At 55.5% G+C, this 17529-nt stretch carries 15 protein-coding genes; 12 read left to right on the plus strand and 3 right to left on the minus strand.

Going from position 1 to position 17529, the window contains the following annotated elements; translation table 11 throughout:
- Window positions 1–16: 16 nt before the first annotated feature.
- The 3 genes from GN111_RS30685 to GN111_RS30695 are packed head-to-tail and all read right to left on the minus strand — an operon-like array spanning window position 17 to window position 3708.
- Complete coding sequence (locus GN111_RS30685; RefSeq protein WP_155307404.1) at window positions 17–2284, minus strand: xanthine dehydrogenase family protein molybdopterin-binding subunit; 2268 nt, start codon at window positions 2282–2284, stop codon at window positions 17–19.
- 39 nt (window positions 2285–2323) lie between these two features.
- Window positions 2324–3202: an FAD binding domain-containing protein gene (locus GN111_RS30690; RefSeq protein WP_155307405.1), complete on the minus strand. Its 879-nt coding sequence runs from the start codon at window positions 3200–3202 to the stop codon at window positions 2324–2326.
- Window positions 3203–3213: 11 nt separating this feature from the next.
- Window positions 3214–3708 carry a (2Fe-2S)-binding protein gene (locus GN111_RS30695; RefSeq protein ID WP_155307406.1) on the minus strand — a complete coding sequence of 165 codons (495 nt, stop codon included), beginning with the start codon at window positions 3706–3708 and terminating at the stop codon, window positions 3214–3216.
- A gap of 280 nt (window positions 3709–3988) precedes the next feature.
- On the opposite strand from GN111_RS30695, the gene GN111_RS30700 reads away from it, so the two are divergent.
- The 12 genes from GN111_RS30700 to GN111_RS30755 all read left to right on the plus strand — a co-directional run bounded on the left by GN111_RS30700 (window position 3989) and on the right by GN111_RS30755 (window position 17418).
- Window positions 3989–4981, plus strand: coding sequence for a DUF814 domain-containing protein (locus GN111_RS30700; protein WP_155307407.1), 993 nt, complete (start codon window positions 3989–3991; stop codon window positions 4979–4981).
- Window positions 4982–5248: 267 nt separating this feature from the next.
- Entirely contained in the window at window positions 5249–6019 is a 771-nt protein-coding gene (locus GN111_RS30705) for a maleate cis-trans isomerase family protein (protein WP_197740460.1), read from the plus strand.
- Between the two features lie 51 nt (window positions 6020–6070).
- Window positions 6071–7228, plus strand: coding sequence for a M24 family metallopeptidase (locus GN111_RS30710; protein ID WP_155307408.1), 1158 nt, complete (start codon window positions 6071–6073; stop codon window positions 7226–7228).
- Window positions 7229–7241: 13 nt separating this feature from the next.
- Window positions 7242–7880, plus strand: coding sequence for a GntR family transcriptional regulator (locus tag GN111_RS30715; protein ID WP_155307409.1), 639 nt, complete (start codon window positions 7242–7244; stop codon window positions 7878–7880).
- A gap of 538 nt (window positions 7881–8418) precedes the next feature.
- Window positions 8419–9555 (plus strand): ABC transporter substrate-binding protein, encoded by a 1137-nt coding sequence (locus GN111_RS30720; RefSeq protein ID WP_155308211.1) that lies wholly within the window; start codon window positions 8419–8421, stop codon window positions 9553–9555.
- 235 nt (window positions 9556–9790) lie between these two features.
- Window positions 9791–10903: an ABC transporter ATP-binding protein gene (locus GN111_RS30725; RefSeq protein WP_155307410.1), complete on the plus strand. Its 1113-nt coding sequence runs from the start codon at window positions 9791–9793 to the stop codon at window positions 10901–10903.
- A complete protein-coding gene (locus tag GN111_RS30730; protein WP_170302538.1) occupies window positions 10900–11808 on the plus strand; it encodes an ABC transporter permease in 909 nt (302 codons plus the stop codon). Before GN111_RS30725 ends, GN111_RS30730 begins: the two co-directional genes overlap by 4 nt.
- Before the next feature lie 18 nt (window positions 11809–11826).
- A complete protein-coding gene (locus GN111_RS30735; protein WP_155307412.1) occupies window positions 11827–12609 on the plus strand; it encodes an ABC transporter permease in 783 nt (260 codons plus the stop codon).
- Between the two features lie 237 nt (window positions 12610–12846).
- Entirely contained in the window at window positions 12847–13848 is a 1002-nt protein-coding gene (gene argF, locus GN111_RS30740; RefSeq protein WP_155307413.1) for an ornithine carbamoyltransferase, read from the plus strand.
- A 33-nt stretch (window positions 13849–13881) separates the two neighbouring features.
- Window positions 13882–14811, plus strand: a complete 930-nt coding sequence (gene arcC, locus GN111_RS30745; RefSeq protein ID WP_155307414.1) for a carbamate kinase — start codon at window positions 13882–13884, stop codon at window positions 14809–14811.
- A 30-nt stretch (window positions 14812–14841) separates the two neighbouring features.
- Window positions 14842–15969 carry a serine/threonine protein kinase gene (locus GN111_RS30750; protein WP_155307415.1) on the plus strand — a complete coding sequence of 376 codons (1128 nt, stop codon included), beginning with the start codon at window positions 14842–14844 and terminating at the stop codon, window positions 15967–15969.
- A 108-nt stretch (window positions 15970–16077) separates the two neighbouring features.
- Window positions 16078–17418: a cyclic 2,3-diphosphoglycerate synthase gene (locus GN111_RS30755; RefSeq protein ID WP_155307416.1), complete on the plus strand. Its 1341-nt coding sequence runs from the start codon at window positions 16078–16080 to the stop codon at window positions 17416–17418.
- The last annotated feature ends 111 nt before the right edge of the window (window positions 17419–17529 follow it).

Genomic DNA, 17529 nt, shown 5'->3' on the forward strand with positions numbered 1-17529 from the left:
CATCCGGCCTCTGCCATTACAGCTTTCCCAACCCTTTGAGAATTTTCTCCGGTGTGATGGGCAGGTCCTTACAGCGGTAGCCGGTGGCATGGAAGACCGCTTCGGCAATGGCCGGAGCCGTGGGGGAAACCAGCCCTTCGCCGGCCTCCTTGGCCCCCATGGGGCCTTCGGGTTCGTAAGTCTCAATGCACACGGACTCGCCCGGAGGCATGTCCGCAGCATGGGGGATCTTGTAGTCCAGAAAGGTCGTGTTGAGCGTTTTGCCGCCCTCCATGACGAACTGCTCCGACAGGGCATATCCCAGCCCCATGTGAATGGAACCTTCCAGTTGCCCCTCCACGGCCATGGGATTGAGCACCGTTCCGCAATCGTGGGCGGTCCACATCTTTTCCACCACAACCCGGCCGGTTTCAGTATCGACGTTTACCGCGGCCACCTGAGCGCCGAAACTGAAGGCCGGAGTCACTAGCCCCTTGCCCCGGGGCGTGTAAGAGCCCCGTGCCACCAGGGGTTCACCCCGCTGGGTTTTCTGTACGAAGGCCACAGCCTCCCCGAAGGTCATGCCCCGTTCCGGCTTGCCGGCCGCGAACACCCGGCCGTCGGCAAACTCGATGTCGAAAATTACGTTGAGATCGAAGCGGGCCGAGACGGCGCCGGCCAGCTTGGCCTTGATTTTTTTGGCGGCATCCAGCACGGCGTTGCCGGCCATGAGGGTCACCCGGCTGCCCCAGGATCCCAGGTCCGCCTGGGGCGTCATGGCCGTATCGGCCGCGGTCAGGCGGACATCCTCCATCTTCAGTCCCAGGGCTTCGGCCAGAATCTGCTTGAGCACCGTATCCGATCCCTGGCCGATGTCCGATGCCATGGTGAGCAGGTGGACGGTGCCGTCGTCGAAGGCGCGCACCTCGGCTGCCGAAAAGGGGTACTGGGTGTTGAACCAGTTGAAGACGCCGCCGGAGATGAAGCTGTAGCAGCCGATGCCCACCCCCCGGCCTTTATTTCGGTTCTTGCGTTTGCGTGACCAGCCGCTGATGCGCCTTACCTCTTTGAGGGACTCGATGAATCCGCAGGAACTGATGGTGGCCACGCCGGGCAGTTCGTCGCCGGAAACCATGGCGTTTTTCAGGCGGATGGCAATGGGGTCGATGCCCAGCTCCTCGGCGGCCATGTTCATCTGGGTTTCGGCGGCGAAAAGGGTCTGGGGGGCGCCGAAGCCGCGCATGGCACTGGCCGGAGGCTTGTTGGTGTAGACGTGTTCGCCCAGGTAGCGGTAGTTGGGGTAGCGATAGAGCATGGCTCCGAAGTTGCCGGACAGAAAGGTTGCCGTGGGGCCCATGGCGTTGTAGGCACCGCCGTCCAGATAAATGTGCAGGTCCTTGGCCACCAGGGTGCCGTCGCTCTTGAAACCCACCTTGGATTTGAGGGTCATGGGATGGCGCCGTCGTCCGGCGGTGAATTCCTCCTCGCGGGTGAGGGTGAACTTGACCGGCCGACCGGTCCGGCGGGCCATGAAGGCCGCGCAGAACTCCCAGGGCCGCAGCTCCATTTTTCCGCCGAATCCGCCGCCCACGGCGGGTTTGATCACCCGGATGTCGTTTTCGCGCATATTCAGCGTCGATGCCAGCAGGCACTGGACGATGTAAGGGGTCTGGGTGGAGGTCCACAAGGTGATGCGTCCGTCCGAATCGCATTGGGCCACACAGGCGCAGGGCTCCAGATAGGCATGGCTAACGGCGTGGACGGTGAAAGTGTCCTCACGCACGTAGTCCGATGCTTTAAATCCGGCCTGGATATCGCCGTATGCAATCTTGCGGTCGATGCTGACGTTGGTAGGCGAAGCCTCGTGGATCACCGGAGCCCCTTTGGCCAGGGCCGATTGTACATCGAAGACGCCGGGCAGTTCTTCGTATTCGACCCGGATCTGCTCGACGGCCTCCTCGGCGGTGTCGCGATCGACGGCCGCCACGGCCGCCACTTCGTCACCGATGAAGCGGACCCTGTCCACGGCCAGCGCGTATTCGTCCTGGGTGCCGGGAAAAAGGCGCCAGTTGCCGTAGGTGACCCGAGGGATGTCCTGTCCGGTGATGACGCTGTGAACCCCAGGGATTTTCCTGGCCTTGCGGGTGTCGATATGGACGATGCGGGCATGGGGCAGGGGGCTGCGGAGCAGTTTGCCGAAAAGCATGCCGGGCAGTTTGATGTCGTCGGCATAGACGGCCTGTCCGGTGGCCTTGGCACGGCCGTCCGTGCGGGGAAGGTCCTGGCCGATGAGCGTTGGTTTCATGGGCTTTCCTTTATACGTATCGGGCTTTTTACGAGGTCCTCATTTTTTGCCAAGCGCCATCTTGCGGGCGTCGATCAGTGCGCGGATGGTCAGCACCGTTACCATTTTCCAGCGATAGGCCGCACTGGCCCGCAGATCGTCGATGGGTGCGGTCTCCCGGGATGCCGTTTTAGCGGCGCTGCGAATCAGGGTGTCGGTCATCTTTTTGCCGATCAACTGCTTTTCGGCCCTCGGAGTCCGCATGGGGACCGGGGCGCAGGCACCGACCACCAGTCGGGCGTCGACGCAGCGATCTTTTTTGACAACGACCATGGTGCCTACCCCAACGGCCGAACAGTCCAGCTTGCCCCGCTGGGAGAGGCTGAGATAGGCCGTGCCGCTTCCGGCCGGGGGCAGGGGAACGAAAACCGAGGTGACGATCTCGCCTTTTTCCAGGGCCGTGATCCCCGGACCCTGGAAAAACTGGTCCAGGGGCAGGCTGCGGCCGCCCTCGGGTCCGGCGATATTGACGCTGGCCCCCATGGCCAGCAGGGTCGGGGCATTGTCCGCCGAGGGAGAGGCGTTGCACAGGTTGCCCACCACGGTCCCCATGTTGCGCACCTGCACATTGGCGGTCCCACCGGCGGCCTGGGCGATGGTAGGATAATGGCGGCGGATCTGCGGATGGGCCGCCACCTCGGCCAGCAGGGCCGTGGCGCCGATGGTGAGGCCTTTTTTCCGGTCAAATGCGATGGTTTCCAGACCAATAATCCGTTTCAGGCTGACGATGCGTTGCGGAAACGCCATGCGGTGGCGGATTCTGACCAGAAGATCGGTGCCGCCGGCCATGATCCGGGTGCCGGGTCCGCCGTCGACCAGTGCAAGGATGGCTTCTTCCAGGGTCGCGGGGGCGACATAATCGAATCGGGGGGCTGCCATGACTTCGCCTCCTATCGTGTGGGTTGCTTCTTTTTCGGTTGCATCCGGCGGCCGGCCTCGGCGATGGCGTCCACGATCTTGTTGTAGCCGGTGCAGCGGCAGAGATTGCCGGAAATGGCAGCGCGGATCTCGGTGTCATCGGGTCGGGGGTTGGCGCTGAGAAGGTTCAGGGCCGAGATTTCCATGCCGGGCGTGCAGAAACCGCACTGGATGGCCCCTTTTTCGATAAAGGACTCCTGGATGGGATGCAGGTCTTCGCCGGACGGCGCCAACCCCTCAACGGTGAGAATTTCTCTGCCGTCCATCTCCACGGCCAGTGTCAGGCAGGAGCTGACACTTCTGCCGTCCACCAGGACCGTGCAGGCGCCGCAGTCCCCCGAGCCGCATCCCAGCTTGGTTCCCGTGAGGTTGAGGTCTTCGCGCAGCACCTCGTTGAGGGTGCGCCAGGGTTCCACGGCCAGGCAATAGGTGTCGCCGTTGACCGTCAGGCGGATGTCATGTTTCATGGGAGGCTCCAGGAAAAATAATGGGAATTCGGGAATTGTGGAATCCAGGAATTACCGGTCATGAAGGCGTCAGTCGGAATGTCCTTTCCAATCCTTCGCTTCCAATATGCGGATTTCTGAATTCGTCCTTTGGAAGCTATATCATAGCTGTAAAGTAGTTAGTCAAGGTTTAATCGGCAAATCGTTTGTCCAGGCTTGATTTTTCCGGGTGGGATCTTTACCTTACCAAGAATTTGCTGTCGGGATGGGTTGCGATTTTAACAATAGATAAAAGGTGAACATGGCTGTAAGCAGGACATTTCGGGCATTGGGCCTCTGCTCCGGAGGTTTGGACAGTATTCTCAGTGCGCTGGTACTGAGGGACCAGGGGATCGACGTACACTGGGTCACTTTCGAAACCCCATTTTTCTCGGCGGACAAAGCCCGCAAGGCGTCTGCGAATACCGGCGTACCATTGACCGTTCGAATCATTACCCCGGTTTACATGGAAATGATGCGCTGTCCGACGACGATATTCGGCAAGAATATGAACCCCTGCATGGATTGCCATGCCCTGATGTTCCGTCTGGCCGGCGAACTCATGACCGAAAAGGGATTCGATTTTCTCTTTTCCGGCGAGGTGCTCGGCCAGCGCCCCATGAGTCAGAATCGCACCTCCCTGCGCTACGTGGAGAAGCATTCCGGGTACGATGGGTATATCCTGCGCCCGCTTTCGGCAAAGAGCCTGCCGGAGACCATTGCCGAGAAAGAAGGATGGGTGGATCGGGAGCGACTGCTGGGAATTTCCGGCCGGTCCCGCAAAATTCAGTTGCAGTTGGCCAAACAATACGGGGTCACCGAGTTTCCCGCGCCTGCCGGCGGTTGCCTGTTGACCGACAAAATTTTCAGCCGCAGGCTGAAGGACCTGTTCGACCATCAGGAAACCGTTGACGAAAGCGATTTGGAACTGCTCAAATTTGGCCGCCACATGCGACTGGATGCAGGGACCAAAATCGTGGTGGGCCGCACCCGCCAGGACAACGAGCGGATCGGCAAATGGTGCGATTCGAAGGCGGACATGGTGTTAAAAGTCGAGAATTTTCCCGGTCCATTGGTGGTCATGCCATCGGGCGGCAGCGACCCCATGGTGATGCTGGCGGCTGCCATTTGTGCCGGGTACAGCAAAGCGCCCGACGAGCAACCCACGACGGTGATCGTACAGCAGGGAAAAAAGCGCAGGAAAGTGACGGTGCTGGGGATACCGCCGGCAGAGAATAAAAAATTTTTGATATAGGTGTACGCAGTCCCACCTGTTTGTCCATCTTGTCCAACCGATGCCGCCCGTATACGGAAGCGGCATTTTTCATTTCCGGCCTTTCGCCAACGATTATACCGACTTGATCCAGGCCACATGCCGAGCGTTCATCCAGGATTGGAATCCCGTTGCGATGGGTACGAGGCAGCCTTGACAAAATATTTCTTAAAATGTATCACGTAATATATCTCAAAAATATCACCACTGTTCGTTTGTGGTCCATTTCAACGCCGGGCAATCGCAATCATGATGACAGAGCGGGAAAACGGGACGGTCCCACGAGCTGAGACCCGTCTGGACCAGGGCCGTCACTGGCGGGCCAAAATCGGTTTTGTGCTGCTGGCAACTGAACAGACTATTGAAGCGGATGTTTTCCGGCTATGCCCGCAAGGTGTCGGGGTCCATTTTTCTCGGGTATGGATAGAAGACGCCATCACCGTCGACACACTGGACAACGCAGGCCAGGAACTCGCCGGTGCCGCAGCCAGAATTCTGCCTAATGAGAATCTTAACGTCGTCTGCTACGCATGCACCTCGGGAAGCATGGTTCTGGGAGAGGAGCGGGTGGCGCTGGAATTAAACAAAGGTGCACCCAAGGCCCAAGCAACATCGTTGATTGCCTGTGTGATCGATGCGCTGAACATGTTCAACGTTCACCGTATCGTTGTCGGCACGCCCTACATTGACGAAATCAACGAGATGGAAAAAAGATATCTGGAAAATCGGGGCTTTGAGGTTTTAGACATCCAAGGATTGGATATCACGAACGATTCCGAAATGGTAAGGGTGGCCCCGGACTTTATCGCCGAATTTGCCCTGAGTATCGACCGACCGGAAGCCGAGGCGATATTCATCAGTTGCGGTGCGTTGCGGTCTCTGGATGTGGTCGATCAAATTGAACGAGCTGTCAAAAAACCGGTGGTCGTCAGCAACCAGGCGATGATTTGGCAAACGCTCCGTCTTGCAGGTGTGCAGGATCGTATTGATGGGTATGGCAGGCTTTTACGGGAACACTAGCTATTCGCTTTCTGGTTTGAAATACTGATTCTATCGCGGGAGACTCGATTCATGGACAACGCGTATCGAAAACGAACTGTCGAATTTCAGAAACGACTCGGTGAGGCGGGTGTCGATATTGCGATCATCCAGGATCCCGACTCCGTATTTTATCTTTCCGCATTCTGGGGCTACCTTGGAATGCAGTTCGGGCGGCCGACCGTGCTGGCAGTGCCCGATGCCGGCAACTGCACCATCGTCACACCGAGCCTGGAAGCCGAAATGGCGGAGAAGATGTCCTGGATCGATACCATTTGCCAATGGTCTGACGGTATCGATGGAGAGTGGCGAAAATGTCTGCAGGAGATTACCGGAGTAAAAAAAGTAAAGACAATCGGTATCGAGGCCAACAAAACCCACCCGACAGTAGCCAGTTATTTGCGGGATCATTCGCATGATGCGGATATTGTAGACATTTCGGATATCCTTGCCGATATGCGAATGGTCAAGACGGCGGATGAGATCGCGGTGATGCGACAGGCCGGCGAAATATCGGTGGCCATGTGCCAGGGTGCCAAAGAGGTCATCGCCGAAGGGGTTCCCGAATACGAAGTCGCACTGGCGGTGATCGCCGCAGGTACGCGCAAGGCGGCGGAATTTTTGACCGATAAGGGACCTGAACGCCTTTTTTCACCCATGATACATAACCTGCAGGTGCTGCAGTCCGGCGGGCCGGACCTTTCCATGGTGCATCGCAGGCCGACGACCCGCCGCGTCAAACAGGGTGAATCCGTTTACATGTGTTTTTGCGAGATGAATGACTTCAAAGGCGTAAAGCTTGGGTTCGACCGGCAATACTGGGTCGGCGACGTATCGGATGAAGAGGCGCGGCTGTACGAAATCGCGATCAAGGCTCAGGCCGCAGCGTTGAACACGATTCGACCCGGAGTCGTCGCACAGGACGTGCATTTCGCCGCAGAAAAGGTTTACCGGGAAGAGGGCTTCGGCCTTTGCTACCGCACGGGCCGTGCCGTCGGGTTCTCGCTGATCGAGAAACCGGAACTGAAAAAAGATGACAGAACCATTCTGCAGGCGGGCATGACCTTTGCCGTTGACGGTGCGGTATCCGTTCCTGAAAAGGGCGCCGCCCGCGTCGGAGACTCCATCGTCGTGACGGACAGCGGCTTCGACTATCTGACGCCGTTTGCAAAAGATCTCCAGGTGCTATAAAACCCAGACGATCATGAAAGCATCAATCTATTCAACCATCAAACAGCGCATACTGAGCCTTCAGTACGGACCGGGTCAGAGCCTCAACCCCAAAGATCTGGCCGTGGAGCTGGGCGTCAGCCAGACTCCGATTCGTGAAGTGCTGTTAAGACTGGCGTGGGAGAAGCTGGTTACGATCATCCCCAGAAGTGGGGTGCAGGTCACCAAAATCGGTCTCAAAGAGTTGAAGGAAATCTATCGTAGCCGGATTCTCATTGAAGGAGAACTCGGCCGGCTTGCTGCCCAACATATAACCGGCGGGCATATCCAGCAAATGAAAAAGCTTCTTGCGGCCTGCAGGAAAATTAATAGTGAAAATGTTAAAGAGGAATTGGTTGAACTGGATGCTGAATTTCGCAGCGTCCTTTTTCTCGCGGCAGATTGCCCGACGCTGCAGGAAATTTCAGACTTGCTTTACAACCAGACCCTGCGTGTCTGGCATTTGACCTTCGATGATATGGATGTTTTGTCAGAGGTGAGCATGGAAGCCCTCGAGATCGAGGAAACGCTTAATGTGCTTTCGCAAAAAGACCCGCAGCGAGCTGGCGAACTCAGACGCAAGATCATCCTGAGTTGGATCGATCGGCTGCACAAGTATTACACCCGCTACTAACCCGGGGCGGCGGCAGGGCCGCAAAGAGAATCGGATGCGCCGCACGGTTCGCGTCGGTCGGCCGTGCTAATCGGTTCTTGCATTAGGCGGCCCGATCGGATCACGATTTCGGTCCCGTACAACTAACTGTTGGTTTTTGCCTGGCAATATGCCAAAGGTATTTTAACAACCTTTTTTTCACATCGGTGTTAAACTACCGCCGCAGGTCGGTGAACGCGCAAAAAAATATGGATTCGGCATGCCGGATCCGATAAGCCTGCGATGCCACCTTCCAGTTTAACTGAAATGCATGCAGTTAAATACGTCACGAATGATTAAATTGTCAACATATTCATTCTTACGCACATTGTGCGCCACGTTTAAGTTGCTCTAAAGCCGGACGCCACGTCCCGAGTTAACGAGAAAAAACCGTCCACCGGTCTGGCTGAATAACCAGGCCTTGCCATATGCTTATGCTTTGGTTGGCTGATCCGATTGAAGGCTGCCTGGTTCAATTGGAGTTAACCCAACAGTAAACCCTTATCCAAAGGAGAATTAAATGAAGAGAAAACGTGCACACAAAATGACTCGCCGGACTTTCATCAAGGGAGTTGGGGCCATGGGCGCAGCCTCCGCCATCAGTATGGGATTCCCGGCAGTAATCCTTGGAAAAAATACCGTTGACCGCTCCAAATTGGCCGATACGCTGAGCCTGAGCGGATATGGCGGAAGTTGGCAAGAGAATTTGACCAAAGCGGTTTTGGAGCCGTTCGAGAAAGAATACGGCGTTAAAATTATCCAGAGCAGCCATGGTGGAGAAGAGGAAATCCTTGCCAAGATCCGGGTAGGCGGCGAAGGCGCCTACGATGTCATCACCATCAATGAAAGTGGTTTTTACCCGGGCGTTATGCAAGGGCTCTTCGAACCGTTGAACCTTGACAACATCCCCAACTACAATAATATCATGAAGCCGTTGCAAAAGCCCATCTACGATCCCGGTATTCTGCAGGACGGAAAATTTCGTTCGGTGCCCAGTGTTTTCGGTACCACGGCGCTGACTTACAATACCGAAATGGTAAAACCCGCACCGGACTCCTGGGCGGCCTGCTGGGATAAGAAGTATGCCAAAAAGATAGCCATGAACGAGCTGGCCTGGTATCGTGTGTTTACGACCGCCCTTTATCTGGGTGAGGATCCCAACAACGTCAAGAACTGGGATGCCCTTTGGGATGCCGTGCGGGAACAGCAAAAGCTGGTCCTGAAGTACTGGAGCGCCGGGATGGAAATGCAGCAGCTCTTCACCAACCGCGAAATTTATCTGGGTGAGTTCTGGAGCGGCAGAACGCTGAACCTGAAGGACAAGGGCGTGCCGGTCGAGTATGTCATCCCCAAGGAAGGCGCCTCGACGTGGGTGGAAGCCTGGGGCGTTCCCAAGGGCTCCAAGAAGAAATATACGGCGGAAGTCCTTTTCAACTATTTGCTGCAGCCCGAAGTCGGTGCACGCCTGTCCGAACTGACCAAGTATCCCTGTGGTCTCAAACCCTCCGTATACAAAGTCAGCGACACCATTAAAAACCTGCCCGACTTCGATCCTACGGGTACCCTCGCAAAATACAAGTTTGTCGACTATGGATACAAAGAAAAACACAATGTAGAGTGGAGCGAAATGTTTAACCAGATCAAAATGGGCGCCTGATTCAACGACGGAAACGCGTATCGTCAACGCATATCCGCGGCTTACAGATGAGCTGCGGATATGCGTTGACGCTGATCGGGCCAATGACGTTCACAACGCTAATTTCAGAATCAACGGCCGGCGTCGAAGGGCCGATTTTCCGGTTCGACTCGACGAAGACGGCCGTTTCTGGCGATGCCCATTGAACGATCCAGTCCGTTGCCCGGTTGCACCTTGATGAAGAGAGGATCGGTTCGTGATTGATTTAGAACTTAAGAACATCACAAAAAAATTCGGTGATTTTACCGCGGTCAGCGATTTTTCCCTGCAGGTGGAAAAAGGGGAATTCATCTCTTTTCTGGGTCCCAGCGGCTGCGGTAAAACGACGACCCTGCGGATGATTGCCGGTTTCATCGAACCCACCCATGGGGAGATCCTCATTCAGGGAAACAGAGTCAACGGCGTTCCGCCCAATCATCGGGACACCGGAATGGTTTTTCAAAATTATGCCCTTTTCCCCCACATGACGGTTTTCGAGAATGTCGCCTTCGGACTCAAATACCGCGACGTTCCCAAAAAAGAGATCAAAGTCCGCGTCAGAGAAATACTGGAGATGGTGCAATTGCCCGATGTCGAAAATCGCAAACCGTCTCAGCTCAGCGGCGGTCAGCAGCAGCGGATCGCTCTTGCGCGCGCATTGGTTATCCGTCCGAAGGTGCTGTTATTTGACGAACCGTTGTCCAACCTGGATGCCAAGCTGCGGGAAAGCCTGCGTGTCGAACTCCGAGAGATTCAGCAGGAGGTCGGTATTACATCCATATTTGTCACCCATGACCAGGAGGAGGCACTGGCGCTCTCCGACCGCATCGTCGTGATCAACGAGGGCAAGGTCACTCAGATCGATTCTCCGCGCAACGTTTACGAAAACCCGGGAACGATCTTTATCGGAGATTTCATCGGCCAATCGAATTTTTTAAACGGGCGAATCTTTTCGATAGACGACGATCGGGTGCGTGTCAGCCTGCAAAACGGCTTGCAAATCGGTGCTGCCCTGGCAACGGAAAAACTGGCTGAGAACGATTCGGTAAAAGTGTTGATCCGGGCCGAACGGATCAGGGTGAGCAGCGCCCCACGCAAAAACCACCTTGAAGATGAAACCAATGTGCTCAAAGGAACGATCCGGGAGACGAGCTATCTGGGCAGCAATATCCACTATTATATCCGTTTGGAAAATGGGGATCGGCTAATGGCCATCGAACAGACGGCTGAGAAAAAACCGTTCACACGCGGTGACGAGGTGTTCATCGAGTTCGGAACAAAAAGCAGCCGATGTTTTCAAATCGAAATGAAAGGCCCGGATACACCATGACGACGGCGGGTAAGCCAATTGCAGGCAAACAGAGTTTCATCGACAACCTGACCGGCCGCCCAAAGTTAATGCTGGGGTTGCAGATCGGGCCGATCCTGTTTTGGATTGTCTTCTTTCTGGTGATTCCCCTGATGATCATCCTGTTTTACAGTTTTTGCCAGAGGGGATTCGGCGGAACCATTGAACATACGTTTTCCTTAAAAAACTACATCCACTTCCTTGCGACACCGATTTACCGAAAAATTCTCATCAAATCCATTGTCATCGCGCTCGAGGTCACCATAGGCGCGTTAATCGTGGCTTATATCCCGGCCTACTACATCGCCACCGTTAAAATGAAAAACCGGCTGTTCCTGCTCCTGCTGCTCATCGTACCATTCTGGACAAGCCTTTTGATTCGCAACTACTCATGGATTCTCATCCTGGGCAGGGAGGGAATCATCAATGTCTACCTGATGCGCTGGGGTATTATTTCGGAGCCCATCGGACTGCTCTACACGGAGTTTTCGGTGGTATTGGGACTGGTCCATTGGGTGCTTCCGTTCATGGTCTTTCCCATCTTCACCACAGTCGACAACATTGACTTCGACCTGGTGGATGCTGCAAAAAACCTCGGAGCCAACAGCCTGCAGGCGTTTTGGCGCGTCACCCTGCCGCTCAGCATGCCCGGTATTGCAGCCGGATGCCTGTTGACCTTTATCCTGACGGTGGGATCATTCGTCACGCCGGCTTTGTTGGGCGGCCCGACGGATTTGATGATTACCATGATTATTTCCCAACGGTTCCTTACCCTTTTTGACTGGCCTTTCGGTTCGGCGGCATCCATCGTCTATCTAATTCTCATGATTGTCTTTGTTCTTATTTACGACCGCTATGTAGGCCTTAAACGGATTATGAGCATGTAGGGCTAAGGATTGGACACCATGAAATCTTTTTTCTCCGGTACATTTTTGCTGAAATGGTTTACCATCGCCGTCTATATTTTTATTTTCGCCCCGATTCTGGTGGTCATTTTAATGTCCTTCCACCCGAACGAAATCGTCTCCTTTCCCATGCCGGGCTTCAGCCTGAAGTGGTATGAAAAATTTATTTCAAACTACAGCCTGTTACGTGCACTGCGGGTCAGCCTGACGCTGGGATTGGCCTCAGCCCTTGTTTCCGGGGTTATCGGAACCCTTGCCGCCTTTGCCATCGTGCGGTCCAATTTCCGCATCAAAGCCTTGTTGAATGCCATGACTTTCGCACCCATGGTTATTTCCGGAGTGGTTTTGGGCGTTGCCCTGCTTTCCTTTTACGACGCCTTGAATTTCCCGCGCGGCTTCGTCGGCCTCGTTATTGCGCATACCCTTTTTTCTCTGCCTTATGTGGTGGTTGTGGTGTCCTCGCGGCTGGCCGGTTTCGACCGATCGATCGAAGAGGCCGCCATGAATCTGGGTGCCAACCGGTGGCAGACCTTTAAATCGATCACCTTGCCGCTGATTTCACCGGGCATCATCGGTGGAATGCTTCTGGCTTTCACGATTTCATTCGACGAATTCCCGGCTACCCAATTTTTGTCCACGCCGAGTACCGCCACGGTACCCATCCGCATCTTCTCCATGATCAAGACCGAACTCAACCCGCAAATCAATGTGCTGGCCGCCATCATGATTGCCGTTACCATCGGGGTCCCCATGATTGCCCAGTATTTTCTCAAGAATAAATGAAAGCCTTATTCAATTCGGAATTTTTTTGAATAATGGGTGATACACCCATTCCACCTCCTTTTGCCGCCTTCGCGTCAACAATGTCGTCGACGGATACTATCAGGATTTACCTGACACTTGGCTGTTGATCAATTAACAACCATACACCTTGATTTTACAGGTGCCGGATAATAATTTGTTGTTGTCATTCGTTTTTAACTTAAAGAGAAGGCTTACGGATTGTCGAAAGGAGCCGGTATGGCTTTTAACCTGCGCAACCGAAGTTTTTTAAAACTGCTGGATTTTACCCCTCAAGAAATCAACTTCCTGCTGGAACGCTCCGTCGATCTGAAAAAGGCCAAGTACGCCGGCATCGAGCAAGCGCGACTGAAGGGAAAGAACATCGCCCTGATTTTTGAAAAATCGTCTACGCGCACCCGCTGTGCCTTCGAGACGGCCGCTTACGATCAGGGCGCCCACGTGACGTACCTGGGACCCAGCGGCTCCCAGATGGGTACCAAGGAGACCATGAAAGACACCGCCCGGGTGCTGGGACGCATGTACGACGGCATCGAATACCGTGGTTTCGAACAGGAAAAAGTTGAGATCCTGGCCCGATACGCCGGCGTGCCGGTCTGGAACGGCCTGACCGACGAATACCACCCGACCCAGGTCCTGGCCGATTTCCTGACGATGATGGAGCATAGCGACAAGCCGTTACGTCAGGTGTCGTTCGCCTATTTGGGTGACGCCCGCAACAATATGGGCAACTCTCTTCTCGTTGGGGCGGCAAAATTGGGGATGGATTTCAGATCCGTGGCCCCGGCCAGCGTTCAGCCCGATAAACAGTTGGTTGACAGGGTCCGTGAGATTGCAAAGGAGACCGGTGCCAGGCTGACCATCACAGACGATCTCGAAAGCGGCGTCAACGGATGCGATTTTCTCTATACCGACGTCTGGGTTTCCATGGGTGAAGATGAATCGGTTTGGAAAGAACGAATCGACCTGCTGCAGCCATACCAGGTCAATGCCGCCGCCATGGAAAAGACCGGCAATCCCCGGGTGAAATTTTTGCATTGTCTGCCGGCGTTTCATAATCGTGGCACCGTTATCGGAGAAGATATCTTTCAAAAGTTCGGCGTCGAGGCCATGGAAGTCACCGAAGACGTCTTCGAATCGCCAGCCTCCCTCGTTTGGGATGAAGCCGAAAACCGCGTCCATACCATCAAGGCTGTCATGGTTGCCACCCTGGGCAGTTAAACCGCCGGTTGTGTCCATTCAGGAGATCCACAGATGCCCAACAAACCGATTTTACTGATCGCTTTCGGAGGCAACGCCCTGATCAAAAAAGGGCAGAGCGGCACGGCAAGCCAGCAGTTGTCCAACCTGACCGCTCCGCTTGAGCAGTTGGCGAAACTGTCAAGAGACTACCGCATCGTGATCACCCATGGAAACGGTCCCCAGGTCGGCAATCTTTTGCTCCAGCAGGAGGCCTGCAGCGAAGTGCCCACGATGCCCCTGGAAATCATAGGGGCCATGACCCAGGGGCAAATCGGCTACATGATCGAATCGACGCTGGACACTTCATTGATGTTCCTGGGTATCGAAGACAAGCGTTTTGTAACCTTAATCACCTATGTCGTGGTGGATGACAACGATCCTGGATTCGCCAATCCCACAAAGCCGATCGGTCCCTTTTACTCACCCGAGGATGCGGACAAAGTGCCCTATACGCTGAAGATGACGGACAAGGGCCTTCGGCGTGTGGTGGCGTCGCCGCGCCCGAAGACCATCGTCGAGCGCCATGAGATCAAGCAACTCGTGGATATGGATTTCATCGTTATTTGTTGCGGAGGTGGAGGAATACCGGTGATTCGCCATGGCCGCAAGTTTACCGGCGTTGAGGCGGTTATCGACAAGGATTTGGCCAGCTCCGTTTTGGCAAGTGAGATACGCGCCGACCTGTTCGTCATCGCCACGGATGTTTCCGGCGCCTATATCGACTGGGGCAAAGATGGCCAGGCTCTGCTGAAAAGCTTATCTGTGGAAGAACTGCGCGAGTACAGCCGCCAGGGGCAGTTTCCGTCCGGGTCCATGGATCCCAAGGTCCGGGCGATCGCCGAATTTGTCGAAAAGACGGGCAACCGCGGCGTCATCTGCAACCTCGACGATATCACCGAAGCCATCGCCGGGCGTTCCGGCACCCAAGTGACACGCGCATGATCATAGACGACACATCTAAGGAGAATTTCAATGGCAAAAATCGTTAACTCGTGGAACGACTTCGATCCGCTCAAGCATGTCATCGTAGGCTTGGCCGACCATTCATGCATCCCGCCGGAAGAACCCGCCACTTCCGAAAAGGTTCCGATCGATTCCGAGATGCGCGGCATGTGGGGCCCGCGCCCACTGGAAACCGTCGAGAAGGCCAACGCACAGTTGGACAACCTGGCTAAAGTTCTCGGAGAAAATGGCGTTACCGTTGATCGGCCCTCCCCGCTGCAGTGGAATGCCCCGGTTATCACGCCCGATTTTCGTACCGATTCGATGATGACCTGCATGCCCCCGCGCGACACGCTGCTGACCATCGGCCCGGAGATCATCGAAGCGGCCATGTCGTTTCGTTGCCGTTTCTGGGAGTACCTGGCCTTCCGCCCGTTGCTGAACAGATATTTCAACGAAGACCCCGAATTCATCTGGACCCAGGCACCGCGTCCGCGATTGACCGATATCTCCTATAAACACAACTACTATGACGAAAGAATTTCCCTCGAAGAGCGTCTCGAACGCACCGCCAATAAGGATTTCGTCACTACCGAGGAGGAAATTCTCTTCGATGCGGCCGACGTTTTGCGAATTGGCAAGGATCTGTTCATTCAGCACGGTCTGACCACCAACCGCAAGGCCATGGAGTGGTTCAAGCGGCGCTACCCTGATCTGCGCATCCATGCGGTCAACTTTCCGGGCGATCCTTACCCGATCCACATCGACGCGACTTTCGTAACCCTGAGACCGGGCCTGATCATCAACAACCCGCAGCGCCGTCTTCCCGAAGATCAGCGCAAGATCTTCGAGGCCAATGACTGGCAGATCGTCGATGCGGCCCAGCCCGCGCACAAAAACCCGCCGCCGCTTTGCTATTCCTCGGTCTGGCTGTCCATGAACTGCCTGGTGCTCGACCATAAGACCGTTATCTGCGAAGCCTCGGAAGTCAACCAGATGGAGCAGATGGACAAACTCGGAATGAACGTCATTCCGGTTCCGTTCCGCGACGCTTATCCCTTCGGTGGCGCCTTGCACTGCGCAACCGCCGACGTTTACCGAGAGGGGGGATGCGAAGACTACTTTCCGAACCAGGTAGAAGACGTCACGCGCGTTTAGGACTCATCCGGTCCTGGGCAAGATCTGCCGACAGGAGTGTCTTCTTTGACCAACCCTGGACCACTTTTTTTATCCAAAATCGATATTCTACCTTGCGAGGAGTTATTCATGTCCGCACGAAAAGTCGTTATTATCGGCGCAGCAGGAAGAGATTTTCACAATTTCAACACTGTCTACCGCGACAACCCCGCCTATGAAATCGTGGCCTTTACCGCGGCTCAGATTCCCGACATCGATGGTCGCAAGTACCCGGCAGAACTGGCCGGCACCCTTTACCCCGACGGGATCCCCATTTACGAAGAAGCGCGGCTGGTCCCACTGATTGAAGAACTGGGCGTGCAGGACGCCGTCTTTGCATACAGCGACCTTCCCTACCAGCGCGTGATGTCCATAGGGGCGAAGGTCAACGCCGCCGGAGCCAATTTCATTCTCCTCGGACCTGGCGAAACCCAGATCAAAAGCACCAAGCCGCTCATCAGCGTGGGGGCGGTGCGCACCGGTTGCGGAAAAAGCCAGACCTCGCGGCGTATCATCGAAATCCTGATGAACAAAGGTCTTAAGGTCGTGGCCATCCGCCATCCCATGCCTTATGGCGATATCGCCGTACAGAAGGTTCAGCGGTTCGCTTCCCTGGAAGACATCGACAAACACAACTGCACCGTCGAGGAAATGGAAGAGTACGAGCCGCATGTTGTGCGCGGCAATGTCATTTACGCCGGTGTCGACTACGAAGCGATTCTGAGGGCTGCCGAGGACGATCCGGATGGGTGCGACGTGGTCTTGTGGGACGGGGGCAACAACGATTTTCCTTTCTACCGGCCGGACCTGCACGTCACCGTGGTGGATCCCCATCGCCCGGGACATGAACTGTGCTACTATCCCGGCGAGGTTACCTTGCGGATGGCCGATGTGGTCGTGATCAACAAAATGGACAGCGCCGATGCCGCCGGAATCGAAACGGTGCGCCGGAATATTACCGCCCTGAATCCCAACGCCATCGTGATCGACGGAGCATCCACGCTGGATATGGACGATCCCTCGATGGTCAAGGGCAAGCGTGTGCTTGTGGTCGAGGACGGACCGACCCTGACGCATGGCGAGATGACCATCGGTGCCGGAACCGTGGCTGCCCAGAAATTCGGTGCTGCCGATTTTGTGGATCCACGCCCCTATACGGTGGGCCGCCTTCGCGAAACCTTCGAGACCTACCCGGACATCGGCTGCGTCCTGCCGGCCATGGGCTACGGTGAGCAGCAGCTCAAGGATCTGGAGGCGACCATCAACAATACCGAGTGCGATGCCGTGGTCATCGGCACCCCCATCGATTTGAACCGGATTATCACCATCAACAAGCCCACTACCCGCGTTTATTACAATCTGCAGGAAATTGGACGTCCAAGTCTGGATGAACTCATGGACGACTTCATCCGGACCCACAACCTCGCATAGCCGGTTTACCGGTAATGCCGATCAACTGACGGAGATGGTCCCGGGCAAGTCCCGGGACCCACTTTCCACCTGTTGGCAGCCGTCAGCAGGACGTGCCGGCCTTTTTTTCCA

Origin of the sequence: Desulfosarcina widdelii (genome assembly GCF_009688965.1) — a bacterium.
In the GTDB taxonomy this organism is placed as follows: domain Bacteria; phylum Desulfobacterota; class Desulfobacteria; order Desulfobacterales; family Desulfosarcinaceae; genus Desulfosarcina; species Desulfosarcina widdelii.

Excerpts from the sequence above, each read along its gene's own strand:
- GN111_RS30710 (WP_155307408.1), top strand. The coding sequence starts at position 6,071 with ATGGACAACGCGTATCGAAAACGAACTGTCGAATTTCAGAAACGACTC.
- GN111_RS30695 (WP_155307406.1), bottom strand. The coding sequence starts at position 3,708 with ATGAAACATGACATCCGCCTGACGGTCAACGGCGACACCTATTGCCTG.
- GN111_RS30700 (WP_155307407.1), top strand. The coding sequence starts at position 3,989 with ATGGCTGTAAGCAGGACATTTCGGGCATTGGGCCTCTGCTCCGGAGGT.
- GN111_RS30755 (WP_155307416.1), top strand. The coding sequence starts at position 16,078 with ATGTCCGCACGAAAAGTCGTTATTATCGGCGCAGCAGGAAGAGATTTT.
- GN111_RS30720 (WP_155308211.1), top strand. The coding sequence starts at position 8,419 with ATGAAGAGAAAACGTGCACACAAAATGACTCGCCGGACTTTCATCAAG.
- GN111_RS30750 (WP_155307415.1), top strand. The coding sequence starts at position 14,842 with ATGGCAAAAATCGTTAACTCGTGGAACGACTTCGATCCGCTCAAGCAT.
- GN111_RS30690 (WP_155307405.1), bottom strand. The coding sequence starts at position 3,202 with ATGGCAGCCCCCCGATTCGATTATGTCGCCCCCGCGACCCTGGAAGAA.
- GN111_RS30705 (WP_197740460.1), top strand. The coding sequence starts at position 5,249 with ATGATGACAGAGCGGGAAAACGGGACGGTCCCACGAGCTGAGACCCGT.
- GN111_RS30715 (WP_155307409.1), top strand. The coding sequence starts at position 7,242 with ATGAAAGCATCAATCTATTCAACCATCAAACAGCGCATACTGAGCCTT.
- GN111_RS30735 (WP_155307412.1), top strand. The coding sequence starts at position 11,827 with ATGAAATCTTTTTTCTCCGGTACATTTTTGCTGAAATGGTTTACCATC.
- GN111_RS30730 (WP_170302538.1), top strand. The coding sequence starts at position 10,900 with ATGACGACGGCGGGTAAGCCAATTGCAGGCAAACAGAGTTTCATCGAC.
- argF (WP_155307413.1), top strand. The coding sequence starts at position 12,847 with ATGGCTTTTAACCTGCGCAACCGAAGTTTTTTAAAACTGCTGGATTTT.
- GN111_RS30685 (WP_155307404.1), bottom strand. The coding sequence starts at position 2,284 with ATGAAACCAACGCTCATCGGCCAGGACCTTCCCCGCACGGACGGCCGT.
- arcC (WP_155307414.1), top strand. The coding sequence starts at position 13,882 with ATGCCCAACAAACCGATTTTACTGATCGCTTTCGGAGGCAACGCCCTG.